This window comes from Pseudomonas sp. GW821-FHT01D09 (assembly GCF_059422465.1).
Window position 1 is genome coordinate 1 of the sequence record NZ_JBWKWY010000036.1, and the last position, 18,953, is coordinate 18,953.

19 protein-coding genes and 1 pseudogene are annotated in these 18,953 nt (G+C 59.9%); 8 read left to right on the forward strand and 12 right to left on the reverse strand.

Features of this window, described 5'->3' with window-relative positions; translation table 11 throughout:
- Positions 1-244 (forward strand): hypothetical protein (locus AC07W7_RS23365; RefSeq protein WP_495040206.1); only part of this gene is annotated, 244 nt, incomplete at its 5' end.
- On the forward strand, positions 192-2,375 hold the full coding sequence (yccS, locus tag AC07W7_RS23370; RefSeq protein WP_495040207.1) for a YccS family putative transporter: 2,184 nt from the start codon (positions 192-194) through the stop codon (positions 2,373-2,375). The genes AC07W7_RS23365 and yccS, both read left to right, overlap by 53 nt.
- A gap of 94 nt (positions 2,376-2,469) precedes the next feature.
- Here the strand turns inward: yccS and AC07W7_RS23375 are convergent, their stop codons facing one another.
- Entirely contained in the window at positions 2,470-3,207 is a 738-nt protein-coding gene (locus AC07W7_RS23375) for a substrate-binding periplasmic protein (protein WP_076965314.1), read from the reverse strand.
- Positions 3,208-3,463: 256 nt separating this feature from the next.
- On the opposite strand from AC07W7_RS23375, the gene AC07W7_RS23380 reads away from it, so the two are divergent.
- Complete coding sequence (locus AC07W7_RS23380) at positions 3,464-3,916, forward strand: GNAT family N-acetyltransferase (protein WP_076965316.1); 453 nt, start codon at positions 3,464-3,466, stop codon at positions 3,914-3,916.
- A 96-nt stretch (positions 3,917-4,012) separates the two neighbouring features.
- Here the strand turns inward: AC07W7_RS23380 and AC07W7_RS23385 are convergent, their stop codons facing one another.
- Genes AC07W7_RS23385 through AC07W7_RS23395 form a run of 3 tightly spaced genes read right to left on the reverse strand, consistent with a single transcriptional unit; the run spans position 4,013 to position 6,996 of the window.
- Entirely contained in the window at positions 4,013-4,309 is a 297-nt protein-coding gene (locus AC07W7_RS23385; protein WP_495040208.1) for a winged helix-turn-helix domain-containing protein, read from the reverse strand.
- A gap of 17 nt (positions 4,310-4,326) precedes the next feature.
- Entirely contained in the window at positions 4,327-4,833 is a 507-nt protein-coding gene (locus AC07W7_RS23390; RefSeq protein ID WP_495040209.1) for a YgjP-like metallopeptidase domain-containing protein, read from the reverse strand.
- Positions 4,834-4,875: 42 nt separating this feature from the next.
- A complete protein-coding gene (locus AC07W7_RS23395) occupies positions 4,876-6,996 on the reverse strand; it encodes a putative bifunctional diguanylate cyclase/phosphodiesterase (RefSeq protein ID WP_076965319.1) in 2,121 nt (706 codons plus the stop codon).
- Positions 6,997-7,316: 320 nt separating this feature from the next.
- On the opposite strand from AC07W7_RS23395, the gene AC07W7_RS23400 reads away from it, so the two are divergent.
- The gene (locus AC07W7_RS23400) at positions 7,317-7,982 is read left to right on the forward strand and encodes a polysaccharide lyase family 7 protein (protein WP_495040210.1); all 666 of its coding nucleotides are present in this window, start codon (positions 7,317-7,319) and stop codon (positions 7,980-7,982) included.
- A 54-nt stretch (positions 7,983-8,036) separates the two neighbouring features.
- Here AC07W7_RS23400 and AC07W7_RS23405 read toward each other — a convergent pair whose 3' ends face one another.
- The gene (locus AC07W7_RS23405) at positions 8,037-8,486 is read right to left on the reverse strand and encodes a DUF3757 domain-containing protein (protein ID WP_169897546.1); all 450 of its coding nucleotides are present in this window, start codon (positions 8,484-8,486) and stop codon (positions 8,037-8,039) included.
- A gap of 230 nt (positions 8,487-8,716) precedes the next feature.
- On the opposite strand from AC07W7_RS23405, the gene alr reads away from it, so the two are divergent.
- Both alr and AC07W7_RS23415 read left to right on the forward strand, forming a co-directional pair.
- Positions 8,717-9,946 carry an alanine racemase gene (gene alr / locus AC07W7_RS23410; RefSeq protein ID WP_495040211.1) on the forward strand — a complete coding sequence of 410 codons (1,230 nt, stop codon included), beginning with the start codon at positions 8,717-8,719 and terminating at the stop codon, positions 9,944-9,946.
- Positions 9,947-10,364: 418 nt separating this feature from the next.
- A complete protein-coding gene (locus tag AC07W7_RS23415) occupies positions 10,365-10,622 on the forward strand; it encodes a hypothetical protein (protein WP_495040212.1) in 258 nt (85 codons plus the stop codon).
- A 122-nt stretch (positions 10,623-10,744) separates the two neighbouring features.
- On the opposite strand, the pseudogene AC07W7_RS23420 reads toward AC07W7_RS23415, so the two are convergent.
- Positions 10,745-10,819: pseudogene (locus AC07W7_RS23420) on the reverse strand (class II fructose-bisphosphate aldolase); the annotation flags it as partial.
- A 203-nt stretch (positions 10,820-11,022) separates the two neighbouring features.
- Here AC07W7_RS23420 and AC07W7_RS23425 point away from each other — a divergent pair.
- Positions 11,023-11,295: a hypothetical protein gene (locus AC07W7_RS23425; protein ID WP_130898224.1), complete on the forward strand. Its 273-nt coding sequence runs from the start codon at positions 11,023-11,025 to the stop codon at positions 11,293-11,295.
- Between the two features lie 140 nt (positions 11,296-11,435).
- Here the strand turns inward: AC07W7_RS23425 and fba are convergent, their stop codons facing one another.
- From fba to tkt, 6 genes are all read right to left on the reverse strand, one after another.
- A complete protein-coding gene (fba, locus tag AC07W7_RS23430) occupies positions 11,436-12,500 on the reverse strand; it encodes a class II fructose-bisphosphate aldolase (RefSeq protein WP_029297347.1) in 1,065 nt (354 codons plus the stop codon).
- 170 nt (positions 12,501-12,670) lie between these two features.
- On the reverse strand, positions 12,671-13,006 hold the full coding sequence (locus tag AC07W7_RS23435; protein WP_076963212.1) for an MliC family protein: 336 nt from the start codon (positions 13,004-13,006) through the stop codon (positions 12,671-12,673).
- Positions 13,007-13,066: 60 nt separating this feature from the next.
- Positions 13,067-13,288, reverse strand: coding sequence for a hypothetical protein (locus AC07W7_RS23440; RefSeq protein WP_076963211.1), 222 nt, complete (start codon positions 13,286-13,288; stop codon positions 13,067-13,069).
- A gap of 29 nt (positions 13,289-13,317) precedes the next feature.
- Entirely contained in the window at positions 13,318-14,481 is a 1,164-nt protein-coding gene (locus AC07W7_RS23445) for a phosphoglycerate kinase (protein ID WP_495040213.1), read from the reverse strand.
- A 17-nt stretch (positions 14,482-14,498) separates the two neighbouring features.
- Entirely contained in the window at positions 14,499-15,554 is a 1,056-nt protein-coding gene (gene epd, locus AC07W7_RS23450; protein ID WP_099168646.1) for an erythrose-4-phosphate dehydrogenase, read from the reverse strand.
- 138 nt (positions 15,555-15,692) lie between these two features.
- Positions 15,693-17,690: a transketolase gene (gene tkt, locus AC07W7_RS23455; protein WP_076963208.1), complete on the reverse strand. Its 1,998-nt coding sequence runs from the start codon at positions 17,688-17,690 to the stop codon at positions 15,693-15,695.
- 260 nt (positions 17,691-17,950) lie between these two features.
- On the opposite strand from tkt, the gene AC07W7_RS23460 reads away from it, so the two are divergent.
- Positions 17,951-18,946, forward strand: a complete 996-nt coding sequence (locus AC07W7_RS23460; RefSeq protein WP_495040214.1) for an ArsR/SmtB family transcription factor — start codon at positions 17,951-17,953, stop codon at positions 18,944-18,946.
- Positions 18,947-18,953: the final 7 nt, after the last annotated feature.

Consider the following 18,953-nt stretch of genomic DNA (forward strand, 5'->3'; position numbering starts at 1 on the left):
CTTGCCTGCGATAGCGGTGTATCAGTGCCATATTTGCTGGCTGACCCAGCGCCATCGCAGGCAAGCCAGCTCCCACAGTTGGATTGTGGTGTGCCTGGGATATTTTTTGCTTATGAATGTGATCGCCACGCTTGCCGTAGCGTCATTACTGGCTCAATTTAGCGGCATCGTCCCGGAAGACCCCAGCCTTCATGTCCTCGACCTCGTTCAAGCAGTCCATGCGGCGCCTTTGGGCACTGGATAAGTTCAGTTACAGCGTACGGGTGTTTATCGCCCTCACCGGCAGTATGGCGCTGTGCTGGTATCAGGATGAAATGTCGCTGCTGATCCCGCTGTTCCTGGGGATTATCGCCAGCGCCCTGGCCGAGACCGATGACAGCTGGCAAGGCCGCCTCAATGCACTGGCGGTAACGCTGGTGTGTTTCAGCGTGGCGGCGCTGTCGGTGGAGTTGCTGTTTCCCTACCCGTGGATCTTTGCCATCGCCATTGCCCTGGCGAGTTTCTGCCTGACCATGCTCGGCGCCCTGGGCGAGCGCTATGGCGCGATTGCCTCGGCCACCTTGATCCTGTCGGTCTACACCATGATCGGCGTGGACCAGCGCGGTGGCGCCCTCACCGACTTCTGGCACGAGCCTTTGCTGCTGGTGGCCGGCGCCGCCTGGTATGGCGTGCTGTCGGTGCTGTGGCAGGCGCTGTTTTCCAACCAGCCGGTGCAACAGAGCCTGGCCCGGCTGTTTCGCGAGCTGGGGCGTTACCTCAAGCTCAAGTCGTCGCTGTTCGAGCCCATTCGCCAACTGGACGTCGAAGCCCGCCGCCTGGAACTGGCGCAACAAAATGGCCGGGTGGTGGCGGCGCTCAATGCGGCCAAGGAAATCATCCTGCACCGTGTCGGCAATGGCCGGCCGGGCTCCAAGGTCAGTCGCTACCTCAAGCTGTATTTCCTGGCCCAGGACATCCACGAACGCGCCAGTTCCTCCCACTACCCCTACAACGCCCTGGCCGAGGCGTTCTTCCACAGTGACGTGCTGTTCCGCTGCCAGCGCCTCTTGCGCCAGCAAGGCAAGGCCTGCCAGGCCCTCGCCGAGTCGATCCAGTTGCGCCAGCCGTTTGTCTATGACGCCAGCTTCGCCGAGGCCCTGGGCGACCTGAATGCCTCCCTCGAACACCTGCGCATCCAGAGCAACCCGGCCTGGCGCGGGCTGCTGCGTTCGTTGCGTGCGCTGGCGGCCAACCTGTCGACCCTCGACCGCCTGCTCAGTGACGCCAGCAACCCCGACAGCCTGGCCGATGCCAGCGACAGCAGCCTGCTGGACCGTTCGCCGCGCAACCTCAAGGAAATGTGGACGCGCCTGCGTACCCAACTGACCCCGACTTCGCTGCTGTTCCGTCACGCCCTGCGCCTGCCCCTGGCGCTGAGTGTCGGCTACGGCATGGTGCATTTGATCCACCCGTCCCAGGGCTACTGGATCATCCTCACCACTCTGTTTGTCTGCCAGCCCAACTACGGCGCCACGCGGCGCAAGCTCGGCCAGCGGATCGTCGGCACAGCCATTGGCCTGACGGTGGCCTGGGCGCTGTTCGACCTGTTCCCCAGCCCCCTGGTGCAGTCGATGTTCGCCATCGCCGCCGGGCTGGTGTTCTTTATCAACCGCACCACCCGCTACACCCTGGCCACCGCCGCCATTACCCTGATGGTGCTGTTCTGCTTCAACCAGGTGGGCGATGGCTACGGGCTGTTCCTGCCGCGCCTGTTCGATACCTTGCTCGGCAGCCTGATCGCCGGGCTCGCGGTGTTCCTGTTCCTGCCAGACTGGCAAGGCCGGCGCCTGAACAAAGTGCTGGCCAACACCCTGACCTGCAACAGCATCTATTTGCGCCAGATCATGCAGCAATATGCCGCCGGCAAGAGCGACGACCTGGCCTACCGCCTGGCCCGGCGCAATGCGCACAACGCCGACGCCGCGCTGTCCACCACCCTGGCCAATATGCTGATGGAGCCTGGGCACTTCCGTAAGGAAGCCGATGTGGGTTTCCGCTTCCTGGTGCTGTCCCACACCTTGCTCAGCTACCTGTCGGGGCTGGGTGCACACCGCGATACCCAACTGCCGACGGACGTGCGCGAGCACCTGATCGAAGGCGCGGGCAAGACCCTGGCCAGCAGCATCGACGAAATCGCCACGGGGCTGGCGAACAAACAGCCGATTGCGGTGCAGAGCGATGCCGAGGAAGCGCTGGCGGTGGAGCTGGAGCAGATGCCGGATGAGATCGATGAGGCGCAAAGGCTGGTGCAGACGCAACTGGCGTTGATCTGTCGGCAGTTGGGGCCGCTGCGTACGCTGGCGGCGCATTTGATCAAGGAAACCAGTGCGGCCTAGGGCCCTATCGCGAGCAAGCCCGCTCCCACACTTGAAAGTATTCGCAGATCAAAATGTGGGAGCGGGCTTGCTCGCGATGGCGGCCTTAAGAACACTACATCCCATGTTGCTTAAGAAGACGCGCATAACTGCCATCCGCCTTCATCTTGCTGATCTCCCGATCAAACCCGGCAACAATCTGCTCATGCTTGGGGTTTTTCAGGCTGACCAGAATATGCAGGCTGTTCTCGCTCAAGGCCTTGGGCAAAAACTCCACCGCATTGCGTACCCTGGGTGACTCCCGTGCCAGGTAAAAACGCGCGACATACTCGTCCTCCACCGTCAGCCGCACCCGCTGGGCCGCCAGCATGCGCACGGCCATGGCGAAGTTATGCACCGGGACTTTGTGCAAATGGGGATCGGCATCAAAGTCTGCCGAATAGGCGTAGCCACGCACCACGGCGACAGGGTAGTCGTGCAATTGCTGCAGGTTCTGGAACTCGATGGGGTCATTGCGGCGCTTGATAAAACGCACGCGGTTGAGCAGGTACTCGGCGGAAAACTGCCCCAAGTGCGTGCGCGCCTCGTCGTACCAGGCATTGATCAGCACGTCATAACGCCCGTCACCCACCCCCATCAATGCCCGCGCCCACGGCACCTGCTCGAAATCACTGGCATAGCCGGCACGCGCCAGGGCGGTGCTGACAATATCAGTGGCCAGGCCACCATTGACCAGGCTCGCATCGGTAAACGGCGGCCACGCATCCGCCACCAGGCGCAAGCGTTCTGCGGCCACCGTCGGGACCAACAACAGCAATACGATCAAAGCAACGGCACGAGACAATCGCAGCATGCTTAATGTCCTTGCACAACGGGCAGTTCCTTGCGGGCGATGGCACCTGGCGGGAGGTCTTCCAGGTTCTGACTGTAGCTTATCGCTCGCGGTGTACCGCAGATTACACAAAGAACCCCACGGCGAAAGCACTCAATGATGGCAAATTGACGCCACTCACAAAAAACGCGGTTTTACCGGTGTTTGCACCGTCGCCCAAGACAGTCGCCGGCCAGGGCATTACTATCCGGGTCAGGTCTTTATGCGAGATGGAACAATGACTGTCGATTGGGTTTGCAAGCACCACAATGATCTGGGCAAGGAACAGCTCTACGCCATTTTGCGTCTGCGGGCAGCGGTGTTTGTGGTCGAGCAGAAATGCATCTACCAGGATATCGATGACCAGGACCTGGAAGGCGATACCCACCACCTGATGGCCTGGCAGGACAACCAACTGGTGGCCTACCTGCGCCTGCTGGACCCGGAGCTGCATGGCGGTGACGTGGTTATCGGCCGTGTGCTGGTGGCCGAGGTGGCCCGGGGCACCGGCCTGGGCCACCAGATGCTGGAGGAAACCCTCAAGCAGATCGACGATATCTGGCCGCAGACGCCGATCTTTCTCTCAGCCCAGGCGCATTTGCAGGGGTACTACGCCAGATATGGGTTCAAGGTCGAGGGGGAGGTGTATCTGGAGGATGATATTCCGCATATTGGGATGCGGCGCGCCTGAGGACGCCATCGCGGGCAAGCCCGCTCCCACATGTGGCCGCAATCAACCTGTGGGAGCGGGCTTGCCCGCGATAGCGCCAGGCCTGTCACCGCGAACTCAGGGATAACCCAACACCTGCTTGACCTGCATCAGGTTGCGCTCAATCCAGCTGCGGTCAATCACCCCCCAGTCGCGAATCCGATAGCGCCCGGCATGATTGCGGGCGCCCTCTTCCTGCTCGAATTCACAGACGATATCCAGGTCCGCCAACGCGGCGATGGTGTCCTGGGCCGTGCGCCGGGGCATGCCGGTCGCTTCGGTCAATGCCGGGACGCTGCTGGCCAATTGGCTATCGATCAGATACGCCACATACAGGCGGCGGTAGAAACTGCTCTTGGTCTTGCTCACATCCATGCTCGCTTCCTCTTGGTTCAATCCCGCGCCGCACCCTGCAAGTCGCGGTAGGTCAGGTACACCCGCAGGTCGAACTCCACCTGGTGGTAGCCGGGCAACATGTATTCGCAGAGTTTATAGAACGCTTTGTTGTGGTCCGATTCCTTGAAGTGCGCCAGTTCGTGGACGACGATCATCTTCAGGAACTGCGGCGCCGCCTCCTTGAACAACGCCGCGATGCGGATCTCTTTCTTGGCCTTGAGATTGCCACCCTGTACCCGCGAGATCGTGGTGTGCAGGCCCAGGGCGCGGTGGGTCAGGTCCAGGCGGTTGTCGAACAGCACTTTGTCGATGGCCGGCGCATTGCGCAGGTGCTCCTGCTTCAAGGCCAGGGCGTAGCTGTACAACGCCTTGTCACTCTGCACCCCATGGCGCTCGGGGTAACGCTGGTGCAGGTAGTCGCCCAGTCGATCCTTGGCGATCAATTGGCGCACTTGCTCTTGCAGGGCGGCGGGATAGGCCTGGAGGTATTTCAGCGCAGTCATGGGTTCAAACGGCAGGGGCGTGAGGCCGCCAGTGTAGCGAATTCAGCAGGGGCCTGCGCGCAGGGCAAACGACTGTGGCCAGTGGGCAATGTCCTCGGCGGTCAGGGACAGGGCCACCAGCGGCCCCTGGATGAATTGGCAGCCATTGGCCTGCAGCCAGTGGCATTGCTCAAGGGTTTCTACCCCTTCGGCAATCACCAGCAAACCGAAGTGCCCGCACAGCTCGATAATGCTGCGGGCCAGCGCCGCCTCCCGGGGCGAGCCGAGCACGCGGGCGACCAGGCCCGGGTCGAGCTTGAGTGTGTCGAACTCCAGGTCACGCAGGTGCGCCAGGGAGCAGTGGCCCGAGCCAAAGTCATCCAGGGCAATCCGCACGCCCAGGCGCCGTAGCTGCTTGAGCTGCTTGGTGGACTCTTCAATATTGTGCATCAGGCTTTCTTCGCCGATTGCCACTTCCAGTTGCCGCCCCTGCAGCCCATGTCGCTCCAGTGCCTGCTGCAGTTGGGTCGCCAGGTTGGGCATATTGAACTGGCTGCTGCTCAGGCTCACGCTCAGCACCCAGTCGTCGTGCATGACCGGTGCCCAGGCCTGTCGCGCCAGTGCCACCTGGTGGTAGATCCAACTGCTGAGTTGGCTGATCAGGCGCGTCTCTTCCAGCAAGGGCAGGAACAACCCAGGCGGCACATCGCCAACACTCGGGTGCTGCCAGCGCAACAAGGCCTCGACCCCGCGCAGGTGCCCATCCACCAGGGACACCTGGGGCTGGTACACCAACGTCACCTGCTTGTTGTCGATGGCCTCGCGCACACTGCTTTCAAGCAGCAGGCGCGAGCGGGCGCGGCCGTTCATTTCCTGATCGTAATAGCGATATTGCTGACGCCCCGCCCGCTTGGCTTCGTACATGGCGATATCGGCGGCGCGCAGCAGGCCCGTGAGGTCGCGACCGCAATCGGGGAAGGTGGCAATGCCGATACTGACCCCCAGCATCACCTCCAGGCCATCCACTTGCTGGCAAATCGACACCCGCTCGATCAACTGCTCGGCGAGCTTGGCGGCCTGTTCCGGGTATTGCAGTTCCAGCAACGCGACGAACTCATCCCCCCCAAGGCGGCCAAGAATGTCACAACTGCGCAGGCACAGCTCCAATTGCTCCGAGACCCAGCGCAACACCCGGTCGCCGGCGTCGTGCCCCACGCAATCGTTGACCCGCTTGAAGCCGTCCAGGTCCATGTACAGCAGCACCGTGGCCTGCTCGCTGCGCTCGTGGCGCAACAGGCTCGTTTCTACGGCCTGGTAGAACCCCCGCCGGTTGAGCAGGCCGGTGAGCGGGTCGGTGACGGCCTGGGATTCGAGTTGTTGATGCAGGTGCCGCACTTGCGACATGTCCTGCACGGTCACCACCATGGCCTTCTGCTCCCGGGGCAGCGGCGCACAGGACATCGCCACCGGCAGCTGCTGGCCGGGCGCGGTGCGCAGGATCGCGTCATGCAGGCGCCAGGTTTCGCCGCGGCGGTAAGCGGCGTACAGCTCGCAGCCGAACCAGTCAGGCATATGGGGCTTTTGCAGGAAGCCCAGGAGCGCCTGGCCTTGCAACTCGCCCACCGTGGCATTGAGCAAGCGCGAAATGGCAGGGTTGGCATAGCTGATCACCCCGTCTTCGCCCACCACCAGGATGCCCTCGGCGGCGTTGTCGAGCACCGAGGCATTAAAGGCCCGGGCCAGTTCCAGGTCATGACTCAAACGCTGCAAGGCCCGCCGGTTGCGCTGATGCTCCAGCAAGGCCTGGACCTTGGGCTTGAGGATATGCGGGTCGAAGGGCTTGAACAGGTAGTCGATGGCGCCGCTGGCATAGCCTTCCAGCACCGCGGCGGGCGATTGCTCATTGGCACTCAGGAAGATGATCGGGGTCATGCGGGTACGCTGGCTGCCGCGCATCAAGCGCGCCACTTCAAAGCCGTCCATGCCCGGCATCCGCACATCCAGCAGCACCAGGTCGACGTCACGTTCGAGCAACAGCCCCAGGGCTTCCTCGCCAGAGGCCGCCGTCACCACCTGCCAGTCGTCGCGCTGCAGGAGCGCACGCATGCTGATCAGGTTTTCCGGGTAGTCATCGACCACCAGGAGCACTGAACAGCCTTCGGCTGGGGTTGGAGCACCTTCCATGCGGACTCTCTTCCTTGAGGATTCATTCCGGTCATTTTTGTGACAAAACCGGACATTCTATGTGGAGTCACTCTAGCCCTGGATCCCATAAAGCAGAAGGCGCGACAGTGCCATCATTGCGCCAAAGACCACACAACCGACTAACGGTCAGCACCTACAGCCCACGGATTACGGGAAAGATGGCTTTTTGACAGACTATTGGCGCCAATAAATCGCCATAAAGTCATTAACAAACAGTGACCAGCCGCTTATAAAGAACGCGGCAACCCTTGGGCCAAAGCCTTTTGACCCCCTCTTTACGTACAGCAAAGGCGCACTCAATGATTGATCTGTCCACCTGGAACCTGAGCATCCCTGTCGGCACCCCGCCCGCCACCATCGACACGCCCAAACTGCTCAGTGGTTTCAATGGCAAATACTTCCAGGCCGAAGGCAGCAGCGTGCAATTCTGGTCTCCCGTCACCGGCACCCGTACCGAAAACGCCATCTACCCGCGCAGCGAACTGCGGGAAACCTATGCCGACGGCCGACTGCGCAACTGGACCTACCCCGAAGCCGACAACTACCTGCGTGCCACCCTGGCCATCAACCAGGTGCCCTCCTCGGGCAAGATCGTGATCGGTCAGATTCACGCCTATGACAGCCAGAAACCGCTGCTCAAAGTCGAATACCAGTACAAGGAAAAAACCCGGACCGGCAACATCGTCGCCAAGGTGCGCATGCGCCCGGATGACAGCAAGGGCCGGGTGATTATCGTGGCCGAGAATGTGCCCCTGGAGCGCAACTTCACCTACGTCATCCACCTGAACAAGGCCGGGCTGCTGAGCATCGAGGCCGCCAACGGGCAATGGAACGAACGCCTCGGCGCGGCCTGGGGCAAGAAGCCGCTGTACTTCAAGGCCGGTGTGTATGTGCAAGACAACAGGGGCGATAGCCAGGAAGGCGGCAAGGTGACGTTTGCCAAGCTGGATATCGATCACCACTGAATTGGCAGGCCTGGATCAACGGGTTAGTGAATGTTGATACAGGCCTTCGGACCACTATGGCTCAAAGCCACAGTCCTCCACCGAGGAAGCGCTGCACAGGTTTTCCTGCCAGTGAGTGCCCACTGCCTTGGGCAGTGCCGTAAAACGGCGCGACATACGCAAATAGTCGTTCATGTCTGTCCCTCCGTAATCGCAACTCACATAGTAGATAGTCTCCTTGGTCTCCGAGTCTTTTCCCGTTTTGATGGCTGCTCTCTCAAACTTCAACTTTTCTACCAGTGACGCCTCCGCTGTCGAGCCTTCCCCTTCCCAATTTCCACCCACCGCCATAGCGCTGTAGCTGGAACCGTCCCCGGCATTCTTTTGGAGGTTTTCAACCGGAGGGCACGTCCATTGCGCAGCATAGCTATTGCTCATCAGGGCTAGCAGCCCGATTGCCGTCAGCGAATAAAACTTCAAAATGCTTACGCCAGGAAAAGCCTTTGCTGTGTTGGCAGTGATCATTTTGCGTACTCCTTTACTGGGTTCGAGCCTTGATAGTGCAAGACTCAATCAAGTGGGAGCTACTGTGAGTTCTGACAGTTTTTTAGAAGGTTTCGGTATAGCTTCTATTCCATTGCACGACGCTTTAGGACAGAACCGCGACCCAGGGTCTCGACTTTTTTGTAGGACAATTCGAGTATGGCGCCGCGCACGCGCAATGCTTCCCTATAAGAAAGTCATGGAGACTCACAATGCCCTTCACTCGCACCCTACTCGCCCTGTCCATGGGCATGGTTCTGCTGCAAAACCCGGCCCTCGCTGCCCCGCCGCTGTCGATGACCGACGGGGTGGCCCAGGTCACTATCCAGGACAGCAACGCCTGGGTTGAGATCAGCAAAGCCGCGTTTGAACACAACATCCGCACCCTGCAAACCAGCCTCGCCGACAAATCGAAAATCTGCGCGGTGCTCAAGGCCGACGCCTACGGCCACGGCATTGGCCTGCTGATGCCCTCGGTGATCAAGCTCGGCGTGCCCTGCGTGGGCGTGGCCAGCAATGAAGAGGCCCGCGTGGTACGCGAAAGCGGCTTCAAGGGCCAACTGATCCGCGTACGCACCGCCGCCCTGAGCGAGCTGGAAGCCGCCCTGCCGTACAACATCGAAGAACTGGTGGGCAACCTCGATTTCGCCGTGCGCGCCAGCCTGATCGCCGAGCATCATGGCCGCCCGCTGGTGGTGCACCTGGGCCTGAACTCCAGCGGCATGAGCCGCAATGGCGTGGAAATGACCACCGCCCAGGGCCGCCGCGACGCCGTCGCCATTACCCAGGTGCCAAACCTGGAGGTGAAGGCGATCATGACCCACTTCGCCGTCGAAGACGCCGCCGACGTGCGCACCGGCCTCAAGGCCTTCAACGAACAGGCCAACTGGCTGATCAACGTCGCCCAACTGGACCGCAGCAAAATCACCCTGCACGCCGCCAACTCCTTCGCCACCCTGGAAGTGCCCGAGTCGCGCCTGGACATGGTGCGCCCCGGCGGCCTGCTGTTCGGCGACACCGTGCCGTCGTTTACCGAATACAAACGGGTGATGCAGTTCAAATCCCACGTGGCCTCGGTCAACAGCTACCCCAAGGGCAACACCGTCGGCTACGACCGCACCTACACCCTGGCGCGGGACTCGAAACTGGCCAACGTTACCGTGGGCTATTCCGACGGCTATCGCCGGGCGTTCACCAATAAAGGCATCGTGCTGATCAATGGGCATCGCGTGCCCGTGGTGGGCAAAGTGTCGATGAACACCCTGATGGTGGATGTGACCGACGTGCCGACCGTGAAGAGCGGCGATGAGGTGGTGTTGTTTGGCAAGCAGGGCAATGTGCAGACGACCCAGGCGGAGGTAGAGGATATTAATGGGGCGTTGTTGGCGGACCTGTATACGGTTTGGGGGAATTCAAACCCCAAAATACTGGTCGATAAATAAGCCGAACACCCTCCAAATGTGAAAGCGGGCTTGTCGGGTCGCCGCATCGCCGCGATGGCGGTGTATCAGTCAGCATTTTTAGTGACTGACCCGCCGCTATCGCGGGCAAGCCCACACATGAATGTATTTTCAAAGCCCAGCCACAAAAAAACCGCATCTCTGCGGTTTTTTTATTAACACCTGAGGTTTAGTTAGCCTTATTACTCACTTTAAAAAGCCCTTCAAATTTACCACCCTTACACAACTTACATTTCTAAATAACAGTCATTCCAAAAAATTCTAAAAAACTGTCATTTCTTACAGATGAAAGTAACAATCACCGCCCCTATCATTTTCCTCGCACCACCCAGGAAGGGTGAAGCTGAAACCGGGAGTTATCTGATTCGCCCATCAACTTTCTCTAATAAAGGAATATGAAATGGCCATTTCAATCAACTATGCACAAAGCACTTCAACCGGGACCATTACCGTCGGCGGCACAGGCGCCGCACCAAATACTGTTCTAAACTTACAGCAAGCCAACACCGGATATCTCTATGGGCAAATGACCTCAAATTACGATGGCAATTTTGCTGGAACATTTGCAGGTATCCCTTCAGGAACACGACAAGATTTGACGATCTACGATATAACCAACGGTCGATACACGCCTTACCAGTATGTAGACGTCCGATAGACCAAGATTAATAATCTGAGACATCCCTCTAAACACTACAAAAGCAACCGAAGGAAGTTTGCTCAAACATCGCCACAAAAAAGCCCGCATCGCTGCGGGCTTTTTCAGTTAACGCTTCAGGTTTAATCAACCTTGGCGTTCAACTCACCCTTCAAGTACCGCTGATACATCGCTTCCAGCGAAACCCGCTTGATCTTAGGGTTAGAGGGTGAATCGATCCGCCCCGCTTACCCCTCTTCACAAATAACAAAACTTTTGCTTACAACAACTATCGCAAAAAAATATTAAAAACTGTGAATTATGACAGGTGCGCCACGCTGATTGAGGCTCTACTCTTTACACGAGTCCATATAACACCCTTATCTCTAAGATCGCACACTTATCTAACGGAGTAAAAATCATGAAAAACTTCACTCTTACGAAGCCACTTGACTTTAGAAAAACACTAACCACCGCTGCTCTCTTTGCATGCACACTTACCTTACCACTATTAAGCTATGCAAAGGAGACAACATACATCTGCTATATTTCACTACCTCAAAACCCAACTCAAACTGTCACAGCCTCCTCGGCGAGTGAGGCAGCTGAAAAAGTAAAAAAAGACATAGCAGATACAGCCAAAAGAATCTATGGCATGACTTCCGTAGACGTTTCATGCATAGAGGAAAAGTGAAAAATTAACGTCCGATTTTCGCCATATTCAAATAGCCCTATTTATGAACCCTGTTCAAAAATATTCATCGACCCAAAGTAAAACTTTCAGATATGAAAAAACCCGCATCTCTGCGGGTTTTTTCAGTTAACGCTTCAGGCTTAATTAACCTTGGCGTTCAACTCACCTTTCAAATACCGCTGATACATCGCTTCCAACGACACCGGCTTGATCTTCGACGCATTACCAGCAGTGCCGAACGCTTCGTAACGTGCAATACACACATCACGCATGGCCGTTACGGTGGCGCCGAAGAATTTACGCGGGTCGAACTCGCTCGGGTTGGTGGCCATCAGGCGACGCATCGCACCAGTGGAGGCCAGGCGCAGGTCGGTGTCGATGTTGACCTTGCGCACGCCGTGCTTGATGCCTTCGACGATTTCTTCAACCGGGACGCCGTAGGTTTCTTTGATGTCGCCGCCGTACTGGTTGATGATCGCCAGCCACTCTTGCGGTACCGAGGAAGAACCGTGCATCACCAGGTGGGTGTTGGGGATGCGTTTGTGGATTTCCTTGATCCGGTCGATGGCCAGTACGTCGCCGGTAGGCGGCTTGGTGAACTTGTAGGCGCCGTGGCTGGTGCCGATGGCGATGGCCAGGGCGTCGACCTGGGTGCGCTTGACGAAGTCAGCGGCTTCTTCCGGGTCGGTCAGCATCTGGCTGTGATCCAGCACGCCTTCGGCGCCGATGCCGTCTTCTTCACCGGCCATGCCGGTTTCCAGGGAACCCAGGCAGCCCAGCTCGCCTTCTACCGAAACACCGCAGGCGTGAGCCAGGGCGACGGTTTGTTGGGTAACACGCACGTTGTAGTCGTAGTCGGTCGGGGTCTTGCCGTCTTCGCCCAGGGAGCCGTCCATCATCACCGAGCTGAAGCCCAGTTGGATCGAGCGCTGGCACACGTCAGGGCTGGTGCCGTGGTCCTGGTGCATGCACACCGGGATGTGTGGGAATTCTTCGATCGCGGCGAGGATCAGGTGACGCAGGAACGGGGCGCCGGCGTATTTACGCGCACCGGCCGAAGCCTGGACGATCACTGGGGAGTCAGTCTTGTCAGCGGCTTCCATGATGGCGCGCATCTGCTCAAGGTTGTTGACGTTAAAGGCTGGGACGCCGTAGCCGAATTCGGCTGCGTGGTCCAGCATTTGACGCATGCTGATAAGTGCCATTGTGTTGTCTCTCCCGGTCGAGGGTCGTTAATCGTGCAAGCCTGCCGTAGCGGCGGCTGCTATTCAAGTTATTGCAGATCAAGGGGTTGAGCCTTGGCCTGCTGAATCGTTATTGCAGGGTGCGGTTCGCAATCTTTGTCGAATTGGAACCGGATCCCATGTGCTCTGTATTACTGGGCCTTGCAACCCCGGCCGATCAAATCATCGGTGGCAACCCAGTAAACCAGGCCTTCCTCACCTTTTGTGTGAAACGCCAGCTGCTCATTGCTGTACAGCGCGCCGGAGGCCGCCACGTCTTGCTTGAGGCGATACACCTGGTCGGAGCCGCCAAGGCGCACATCCACCTGCTTGCGGTCGCTGCCGACAAACCGCCAGTTCACCTGGGCCTGGCTGTCACAGACCCAGGTGGTCCAGGTGTCTTGCTGCGGCTGTGCCTTGTTGAACATGTTCAGGTTGGCACAACCGGCCAATAGAGCCAGTGCTGCCAGGGCGATAACGCCTTTCATTGCCAATCCTCGAACGGCGGCCTGGGGCCGCCATTGCTGTCGGTTAGTGAGTCAGACCCATCAAGGGCAACCCTGTTCCTTACCTTTGGGCGGGGAGTCGTATTTCTCCAGCCTGTCAGGCCCTATGCGCTTGCTGATCACCGGCATGGTCTCAGCCTGCCAGTCGGCCTGGTAGCAGCCCGTGTGCGGCGCAGCCCCTGGTGCCTCTGGCGACGCCTTGGGCGCGCTGCCGCAGCCGGCCAACAGGCCCGCGGCAATCACCAGCGCGAATGGCTTGATCATGGGAACGCTCCTTTTCCAGACCGAGGGGCTCAGCCCTTGGCTCGACTTTCCAGCACTTCAACGGCTGGTAGCACCTTGCCTTCGACAAACTCAAGGAACGCGCCGCCACCGGTAGAAATGTAGGAGATCTGCTCAGCAACGCCATATTTATCGATGGCCGCCAGGGTGTCGCCACCACCGGCAATGGAGAATGCCGAGCTTTCGGCAATCGCCTTGGCCAGCACTTGGGTGCCGTTGCCGAACTGGTCGAACTCGAACACGCCGACCGGGCCGTTCCACAGGATAGTGCGGGAGGCTTTCAGCAGTTCGGCGAAGTTGGCTGCAGTTTGCGGACCGATATCCAGGATCATGTCGTCAGCCGCCACATCGGCGATCAGCTTGACGGTGGCTTCGGCGCTTTCGGCAAACTCCTTGGCCACTACCACGTCCACCGGCAGCGGCACGCTGACCTTGGCCGCGATGGCCCGGGCAGTGTCCAGCAGGTCCGGCTCGTACAGGGACTTGCCTACCGGGTGGCCAGCAGCGGCCAGGAAGGTGTTGGCAATACCGCCGCCAACGATCAGTTGGTTGCAGATCTGGCTCAGGCTGTTGAGCACGTCCAGCTTGGTCGACACCTTGGAGCCAGCCACAATGGCGGCCATTGGCTGGGCCGGTGCACCCAGGGCCTTGCCCAGTGCCTCCAGCTCGGCAGCCAGCAACGGGCCCGCAGCGGCCACCTTGGCGAACTTGGCCACGCCATGGGTCGAACCCTCGGCGCGGTGCGCGGTGCCGAAGGCATCCATCACGAACACGTCGCACAGCGCCGCATATTGCTGGGCCAGTTCGTCGCTGTTCTTTTTCTCGCCCTTGTTGAAGCGCACGTTTTCAAACAGCACGATGTCGCCGGCCTTGACGTCGACGCCGCCCAGGTAGTCAGCCACCAGCGGCACTTCGCGGCCCAGGGCCTTGCTTAGGTAATCGGCTACAGGCTTGAGGCTGTTTTCGGCGGAGAACTCACCTTCGGTCGGACGACCCAGGTGGGAGCAGACCATCACGGCCGCGCCTTTTTCCAGGGCCAGCTTGATGGTCGGCAGCGAGGCCAGGATTCGCGCATCGCTGGTGACTACACCGTCCTTGACTGGGACGTTGAGGTCTTCGCGGATCAGTACGCGCTTACCTTGCAGATCGAGGTCGGTCATCTTCAACACGGTCATGGGTCGCAGTTCCTGAATTACTGTTGAGGTTGTTTAGAGGCGATGTGCAGATAATGTTCCGCCACATCCAGCATGCGGTTGGCAAAGCCCCATTCGTTATCGAACCAGGCCAGGATATTCACCAGCCTTGGCCCGGAAACACGGGTCTGGCTGGCATCCACAATGGCCGAATGCGGGTCGTGGTTGAAATCACAACTGGCGTGCGGCAACTCGGTGTAGGCCAGCAAGCCCTTGAGCGGGCCGCTGGTGGCGGCGTCGCGCAGGATCCGGTTGACCTCGCCGGCGTCGGTGTCGCTGACGGTCTGCATGGTGATATCCAGGCACGACACGTTCACCGTCGGCACACGCACGGCTTTGGCCTGGATTCGCCCGGCAAGTTCCGGCAGCAGGCGTTCGATACCACGGGCCAGGCCGGTGGACACCGGGATCACCGACTGGAACGCCGAGCGGGTGCGGCGCAGGTCTTCATGGTGGTAGGCGTCGATCACCGGCTGGTCGTTCATCGCCGAGTGAATGGTGGTGATCGACACATACTCCAGGCCAATCGCCTGGTCCAGCAGGCGCAACAACGGCACGCCGCAGTTGGTGGTGCAGGAGGCGTTGGACACCAGCAACTCGTCACCGGTCAGGCAGTCCTGGTTGACGCCATAGACGATAGTGGCATCCACATCCGCCTCGCTGGCCATCGGCTGGGAAAACAGCACGCGCGGCGCACCGGCGTCGAGGAAGCGCTGGCCATCGGCACGGGTGTGGTAGGCACCGGAGCATTCCAGCACCAGGTCGACGCCCAGCGCCGCCCAGTCGATGCCCTCGGGCGTGGCACTGCGCAAAACCTTCACGCAGTTGCCATTGATATGCAGACAATCGCCGTCGATCCGCACTTCGCCGGGGAACCGGCCGTGGGTGGAGTCGAAGCGTGTCAGGTATTCGATGCTGGCCATGTCGGCCAGATCGTTGATGGCGACGATTTCAAACCCGGCCGCCGCCCCTCGCTCGAACAGCGCACGCAAGACGCAACGACCAATCCGGCCGTAGCCGTTGAGTGCAACTTTGTAGGGACGGGGTTCAGGCATGGGGTTCTCGATCAATGTTCGTTCAGTGTTGAATGTTCCATCGCTATCGCGGGCAAGCCCGCTCCCACATTAGACCGCGATCCAAATGTGGGAGCGGGCTTGCCCGCGATGGCGCCAGTACAGACAACGCAGACTGACTTAGTCTTCCAGCAGCTCTTCAGCCTGACCCAGGATGTTTTCCAGGGTGAAACCGAACTCTTCAAACAACGCTGGCGCTGGCGCCGACTCACCGTAGGTGGTCATGCCGATCACGCGGCCTTCCAGGCCCACGTACTTGTACCAGTAGTCGGCGTGAGCCGCTTCGATGGCGATACGCGCGCTGACCTGCAACGGCAGGACCGATTGCTTGTAGTCCGCGTCCTGGGCTTCAAACACGCTGGTGCACGGCATGGACACAACGCGTACGTTGCGGCCCTGGGCGGTCAGCTTGTCGTAGGCCTGGACGGTCAGGCCCACTTCGGAACCGGTGGAGATCAGGATCAGCTCCGGCTCGCCGATGCAGTCCTTGAGCACGTAGCCACCACGGCTGATCGCGGCGATCTGCGCGTCGGTACGCACCTGGTGTTGCAGGTTCTGGCGGGAGAAGATCAGCGCCGATGGGCCATCCTTGCGCTCGATCGCGTGCTTCCAGGCCACGGCCGATTCGACCGCGTCCGCTGGGCGCCAGCAGTCCAGGTTCGGCGTGGTGCGCAGGCTGGTCAGTTGCTCGACCGGCTGGTGCGTCGGGCCGTCTTCGCCCAGGCCGATGGAGTCGTGGGTGTACACGTGGATCACGCGCTTCTTCATCAGCGCGGCCATGCGCACGGCATTGCGCGCGTATTCCATAAACATCAGGAAGGTCGCACCGTAAGGCACCAGGCCGCCGTGCAGGGCAACACCGTTCATGATGGCGCTCATGCCGAACTCGCGCACGCCGTAGTACATGTAGTTGCCGCTGGCGTCTTCAGCCGAGACACCTTTGCACCCTTTCCACAGGGTCAGGTTGGAACCGGCCAGGTCAGCCGAACCACCGAGCAACTCAGGCAGCAGTGGGCCGTAGGCATTCAGCGCATTCTGGCTGGCTTTGCGGCTGGCAATGGTTTCGCCTTTGGCGGCCACTTCGGCGATGTACTCGTCAGCCTTGGCCGAGAAGTCCAGCGGCAGGTCGCCATTGAGGCGGCTCATCAGCTCATTGGCCAATGCCGGGAATTGGGCGGCGTAGGCTTCAAAACGCTGGTCCCACTCGGCTTCAGCGGCGCGGCCGGCTTCCTTGGCGTCCCACTCGGCGTAGATATCCGCCGGGATTTCAAACGGGCCATGGTTCCACTTCAGCGCTTCGCGGGTCAGGGCGATTTCCGCGTCACCCAACGGGGCGCCGTGGCTGTCTTCCTTGCCTTGCTTGTTCGGCGAACCGAAGCCGATGGTGGTCTTGCAGCAGATCAGGGTCGGCTGCTCGCTTTTACGCGCCGTTTCAATAGCAGTCTTGATCTCTTCTGGATCGTGGCCGTCGACATTGCGGATCACCTGCCAGTTATAGGCCTCGAAACGCTTGGGCGTATCGTCGGTGAACCAGCCTTCGACTTCGCCGTCGATGGAGATGCCGTTGTCATCGTAGAAAGCGATCAGCTTGCCCAGGCCCAGGGTGCCAGCCAGGGAGCTGACTTCGTGGGAAATGCCTTCCATCATGCAGCCATCACCCAGGAACACGTAGGTGTGGTGATCGACAACATTGTGGCCGGGACGGTTGAACTGCGCCGCCAGGACTTTTTCCGCCAGGGCAAAGCCCACGGCATTGGCTAGGCCCTGGCCCAGGGGACCGGTGGTGGTCTCCACGCCTGGGGTGTAGCCGAATTCCGGGTGGCCCGGGGTGCGGCTGTGCAGTTGGCGGAACTGCTTGAGATCGTCGATGGACAGGTCGTAGCCGGTCAGGTGCAGCAACGAATAGATCAACATCGAGCCATGGCCGTTGGACAGCACGAAGCGGTCGCGGTCGGCGAACGATGGGTTGCTCGGGTTGTGTTTCAGGTAGTCACGCCAAAGTACCTCGGCGATATCCGCCATGCCCATCGGGGCACCGGGATGGCCGCTGTTGGCTTTTTGCACGGCATCCATGCTGAGGGCACGAATGGCGTTGGCACGCTCACGACGGCTGGGCATCGCTGTTCTCCTGAGGGTTGAATAAAAGAAACGGAAAAAAGGACCGGCATTTTCCCTCAGCCAACGCCTTCGGGGCAATGACAGATACCGACTTATGTAGGTTTTTCCTGTGGTTTGGACTGCATTGGCGGCCAGAACACTTCCCGCCGTTCGTCTAAAGGTTATAGCGCCTGCTTATAACCACCGATTATCGACCAATATCAAAACTTTTTGATATTGGCCTTGCGAGGATTTGACCTCATCACTAGACTGCTGGCCTTATGAACTTACCTGCGCCTTCCATTCGCCCCGACGATTGCGATGAGCTGGCCGCCCTGTGCAAGGCCGGCGGCGATTCGCTGCGCCTGAATGTACTGCGCGCCCTGGCCAACGATTCGTTTGGCGTGCTGGAACTGGCGCGGATCTTTGCCATTGGCCAGTCCGGCATGAGCCACCACTTGAAAGTGCTGGCCCAGGCCGACCTGGTGGCCACCCGCCGTGAAGGCAATGCGATTTTTTACCGTCGCGCCCTGCCCCACACCGATTTGCTGGGGGGCAAGCTGCACGCAGCCTTGCTGGAAGAAGTAGACAACCTGGCCCTGCCGGCTGACGTGCAGTCGCGGATCGCTCAGGTCCACGGGCAACGCGCCGCAGCCAGCCAGGATTTTTTCTCACGGGTGGCGGACAAGTTCCGCGCCCAGCAGGACCTGATTGCCGGGCTGCCCCAATACCGCGAAAGCGTGCTGGCGCTGCTCGACAAACTGGGCTTCGACCAAGGCGCCACGGCGCTGGAAGTCGGCCCGGGCGACGGCGGGTTCCTACCGGACCTGGCCCGCCGCTTCCACCAGGTGACGGCGCTGGACAACAGCCCGGCCATGCTGGAACTGGCGCGCCAGCTGTGCGAGCGCGAGCACTTGGGCAACGTCAGCCGGCGGCTGGCCGATGCCTTGGATGATGTAGGGCTACAAGCCGATTGCGTGGTGTTGAACATGGTCTTGCACCATTTCGCCGCTCCGGCCGATGCCCTCAAACAAATGGCCGGTTTGCTGCAACCGGGCGGCAGTCTTTTGGTAACCGATTTATGCAGCCACAACCAGAGTTGGGCCAGGGAGGCCTGCGGTGATCTCTGGTTGGGGTTTGAACAGGACGATCTGGCCCGTTGGGCCACTGCTGCGGGACTCGTTCCCGGGGAAAGCCTGTATGTAGGCTTACGTAATGGTTTCCAGATTCAGGTCCGCCACTTTCAGCGGCCAACTGGCGACACTCACCATCGGTAAATATCAG

Excerpts from the sequence above, each read along its gene's own strand:
- yccS (WP_495040207.1), top strand. The coding sequence starts at position 192 with ATGTCCTCGACCTCGTTCAAGCAGTCCATGCGGCGCCTTTGGGCACTG.
- AC07W7_RS23375 (WP_076965314.1), bottom strand. The coding sequence starts at position 3,207 with ATGCTGCGATTGTCTCGTGCCGTTGCTTTGATCGTATTGCTGTTGTTG.
- AC07W7_RS23380 (WP_076965316.1), top strand. The coding sequence starts at position 3,464 with ATGACTGTCGATTGGGTTTGCAAGCACCACAATGATCTGGGCAAGGAA.
- AC07W7_RS23385 (WP_495040208.1), bottom strand. The coding sequence starts at position 4,309 with ATGGATGTGAGCAAGACCAAGAGCAGTTTCTACCGCCGCCTGTATGTG.
- AC07W7_RS23390 (WP_495040209.1), bottom strand. The coding sequence starts at position 4,833 with ATGACTGCGCTGAAATACCTCCAGGCCTATCCCGCCGCCCTGCAAGAG.
- AC07W7_RS23395 (WP_076965319.1), bottom strand. The coding sequence starts at position 6,996 with ATGGAAGGTGCTCCAACCCCAGCCGAAGGCTGTTCAGTGCTCCTGGTG.
- AC07W7_RS23400 (WP_495040210.1), top strand. The coding sequence starts at position 7,317 with ATGATTGATCTGTCCACCTGGAACCTGAGCATCCCTGTCGGCACCCCG.
- AC07W7_RS23405 (WP_169897546.1), bottom strand. The coding sequence starts at position 8,486 with ATGATCACTGCCAACACAGCAAAGGCTTTTCCTGGCGTAAGCATTTTG.
- alr (WP_495040211.1), top strand. The coding sequence starts at position 8,717 with ATGCCCTTCACTCGCACCCTACTCGCCCTGTCCATGGGCATGGTTCTG.
- AC07W7_RS23415 (WP_495040212.1), top strand. The coding sequence starts at position 10,365 with ATGGCCATTTCAATCAACTATGCACAAAGCACTTCAACCGGGACCATT.
- AC07W7_RS23425 (WP_130898224.1), top strand. The coding sequence starts at position 11,023 with ATGAAAAACTTCACTCTTACGAAGCCACTTGACTTTAGAAAAACACTA.
- fba (WP_029297347.1), bottom strand. The coding sequence starts at position 12,500 with ATGGCACTTATCAGCATGCGTCAAATGCTGGACCACGCAGCCGAATTC.
- AC07W7_RS23435 (WP_076963212.1), bottom strand. The coding sequence starts at position 13,006 with ATGAAAGGCGTTATCGCCCTGGCAGCACTGGCTCTATTGGCCGGTTGT.
- AC07W7_RS23440 (WP_076963211.1), bottom strand. The coding sequence starts at position 13,288 with ATGATCAAGCCATTCGCGCTGGTGATTGCCGCGGGCCTGTTGGCCGGC.
- AC07W7_RS23445 (WP_495040213.1), bottom strand. The coding sequence starts at position 14,481 with ATGACCGTGTTGAAGATGACCGACCTCGATCTGCAAGGTAAGCGCGTA.
- epd (WP_099168646.1), bottom strand. The coding sequence starts at position 15,554 with ATGCCTGAACCCCGTCCCTACAAAGTTGCACTCAACGGCTACGGCCGG.
- tkt (WP_076963208.1), bottom strand. The coding sequence starts at position 17,690 with ATGCCCAGCCGTCGTGAGCGTGCCAACGCCATTCGTGCCCTCAGCATG.
- AC07W7_RS23460 (WP_495040214.1), top strand. The coding sequence starts at position 17,951 with ATGAACTTACCTGCGCCTTCCATTCGCCCCGACGATTGCGATGAGCTG.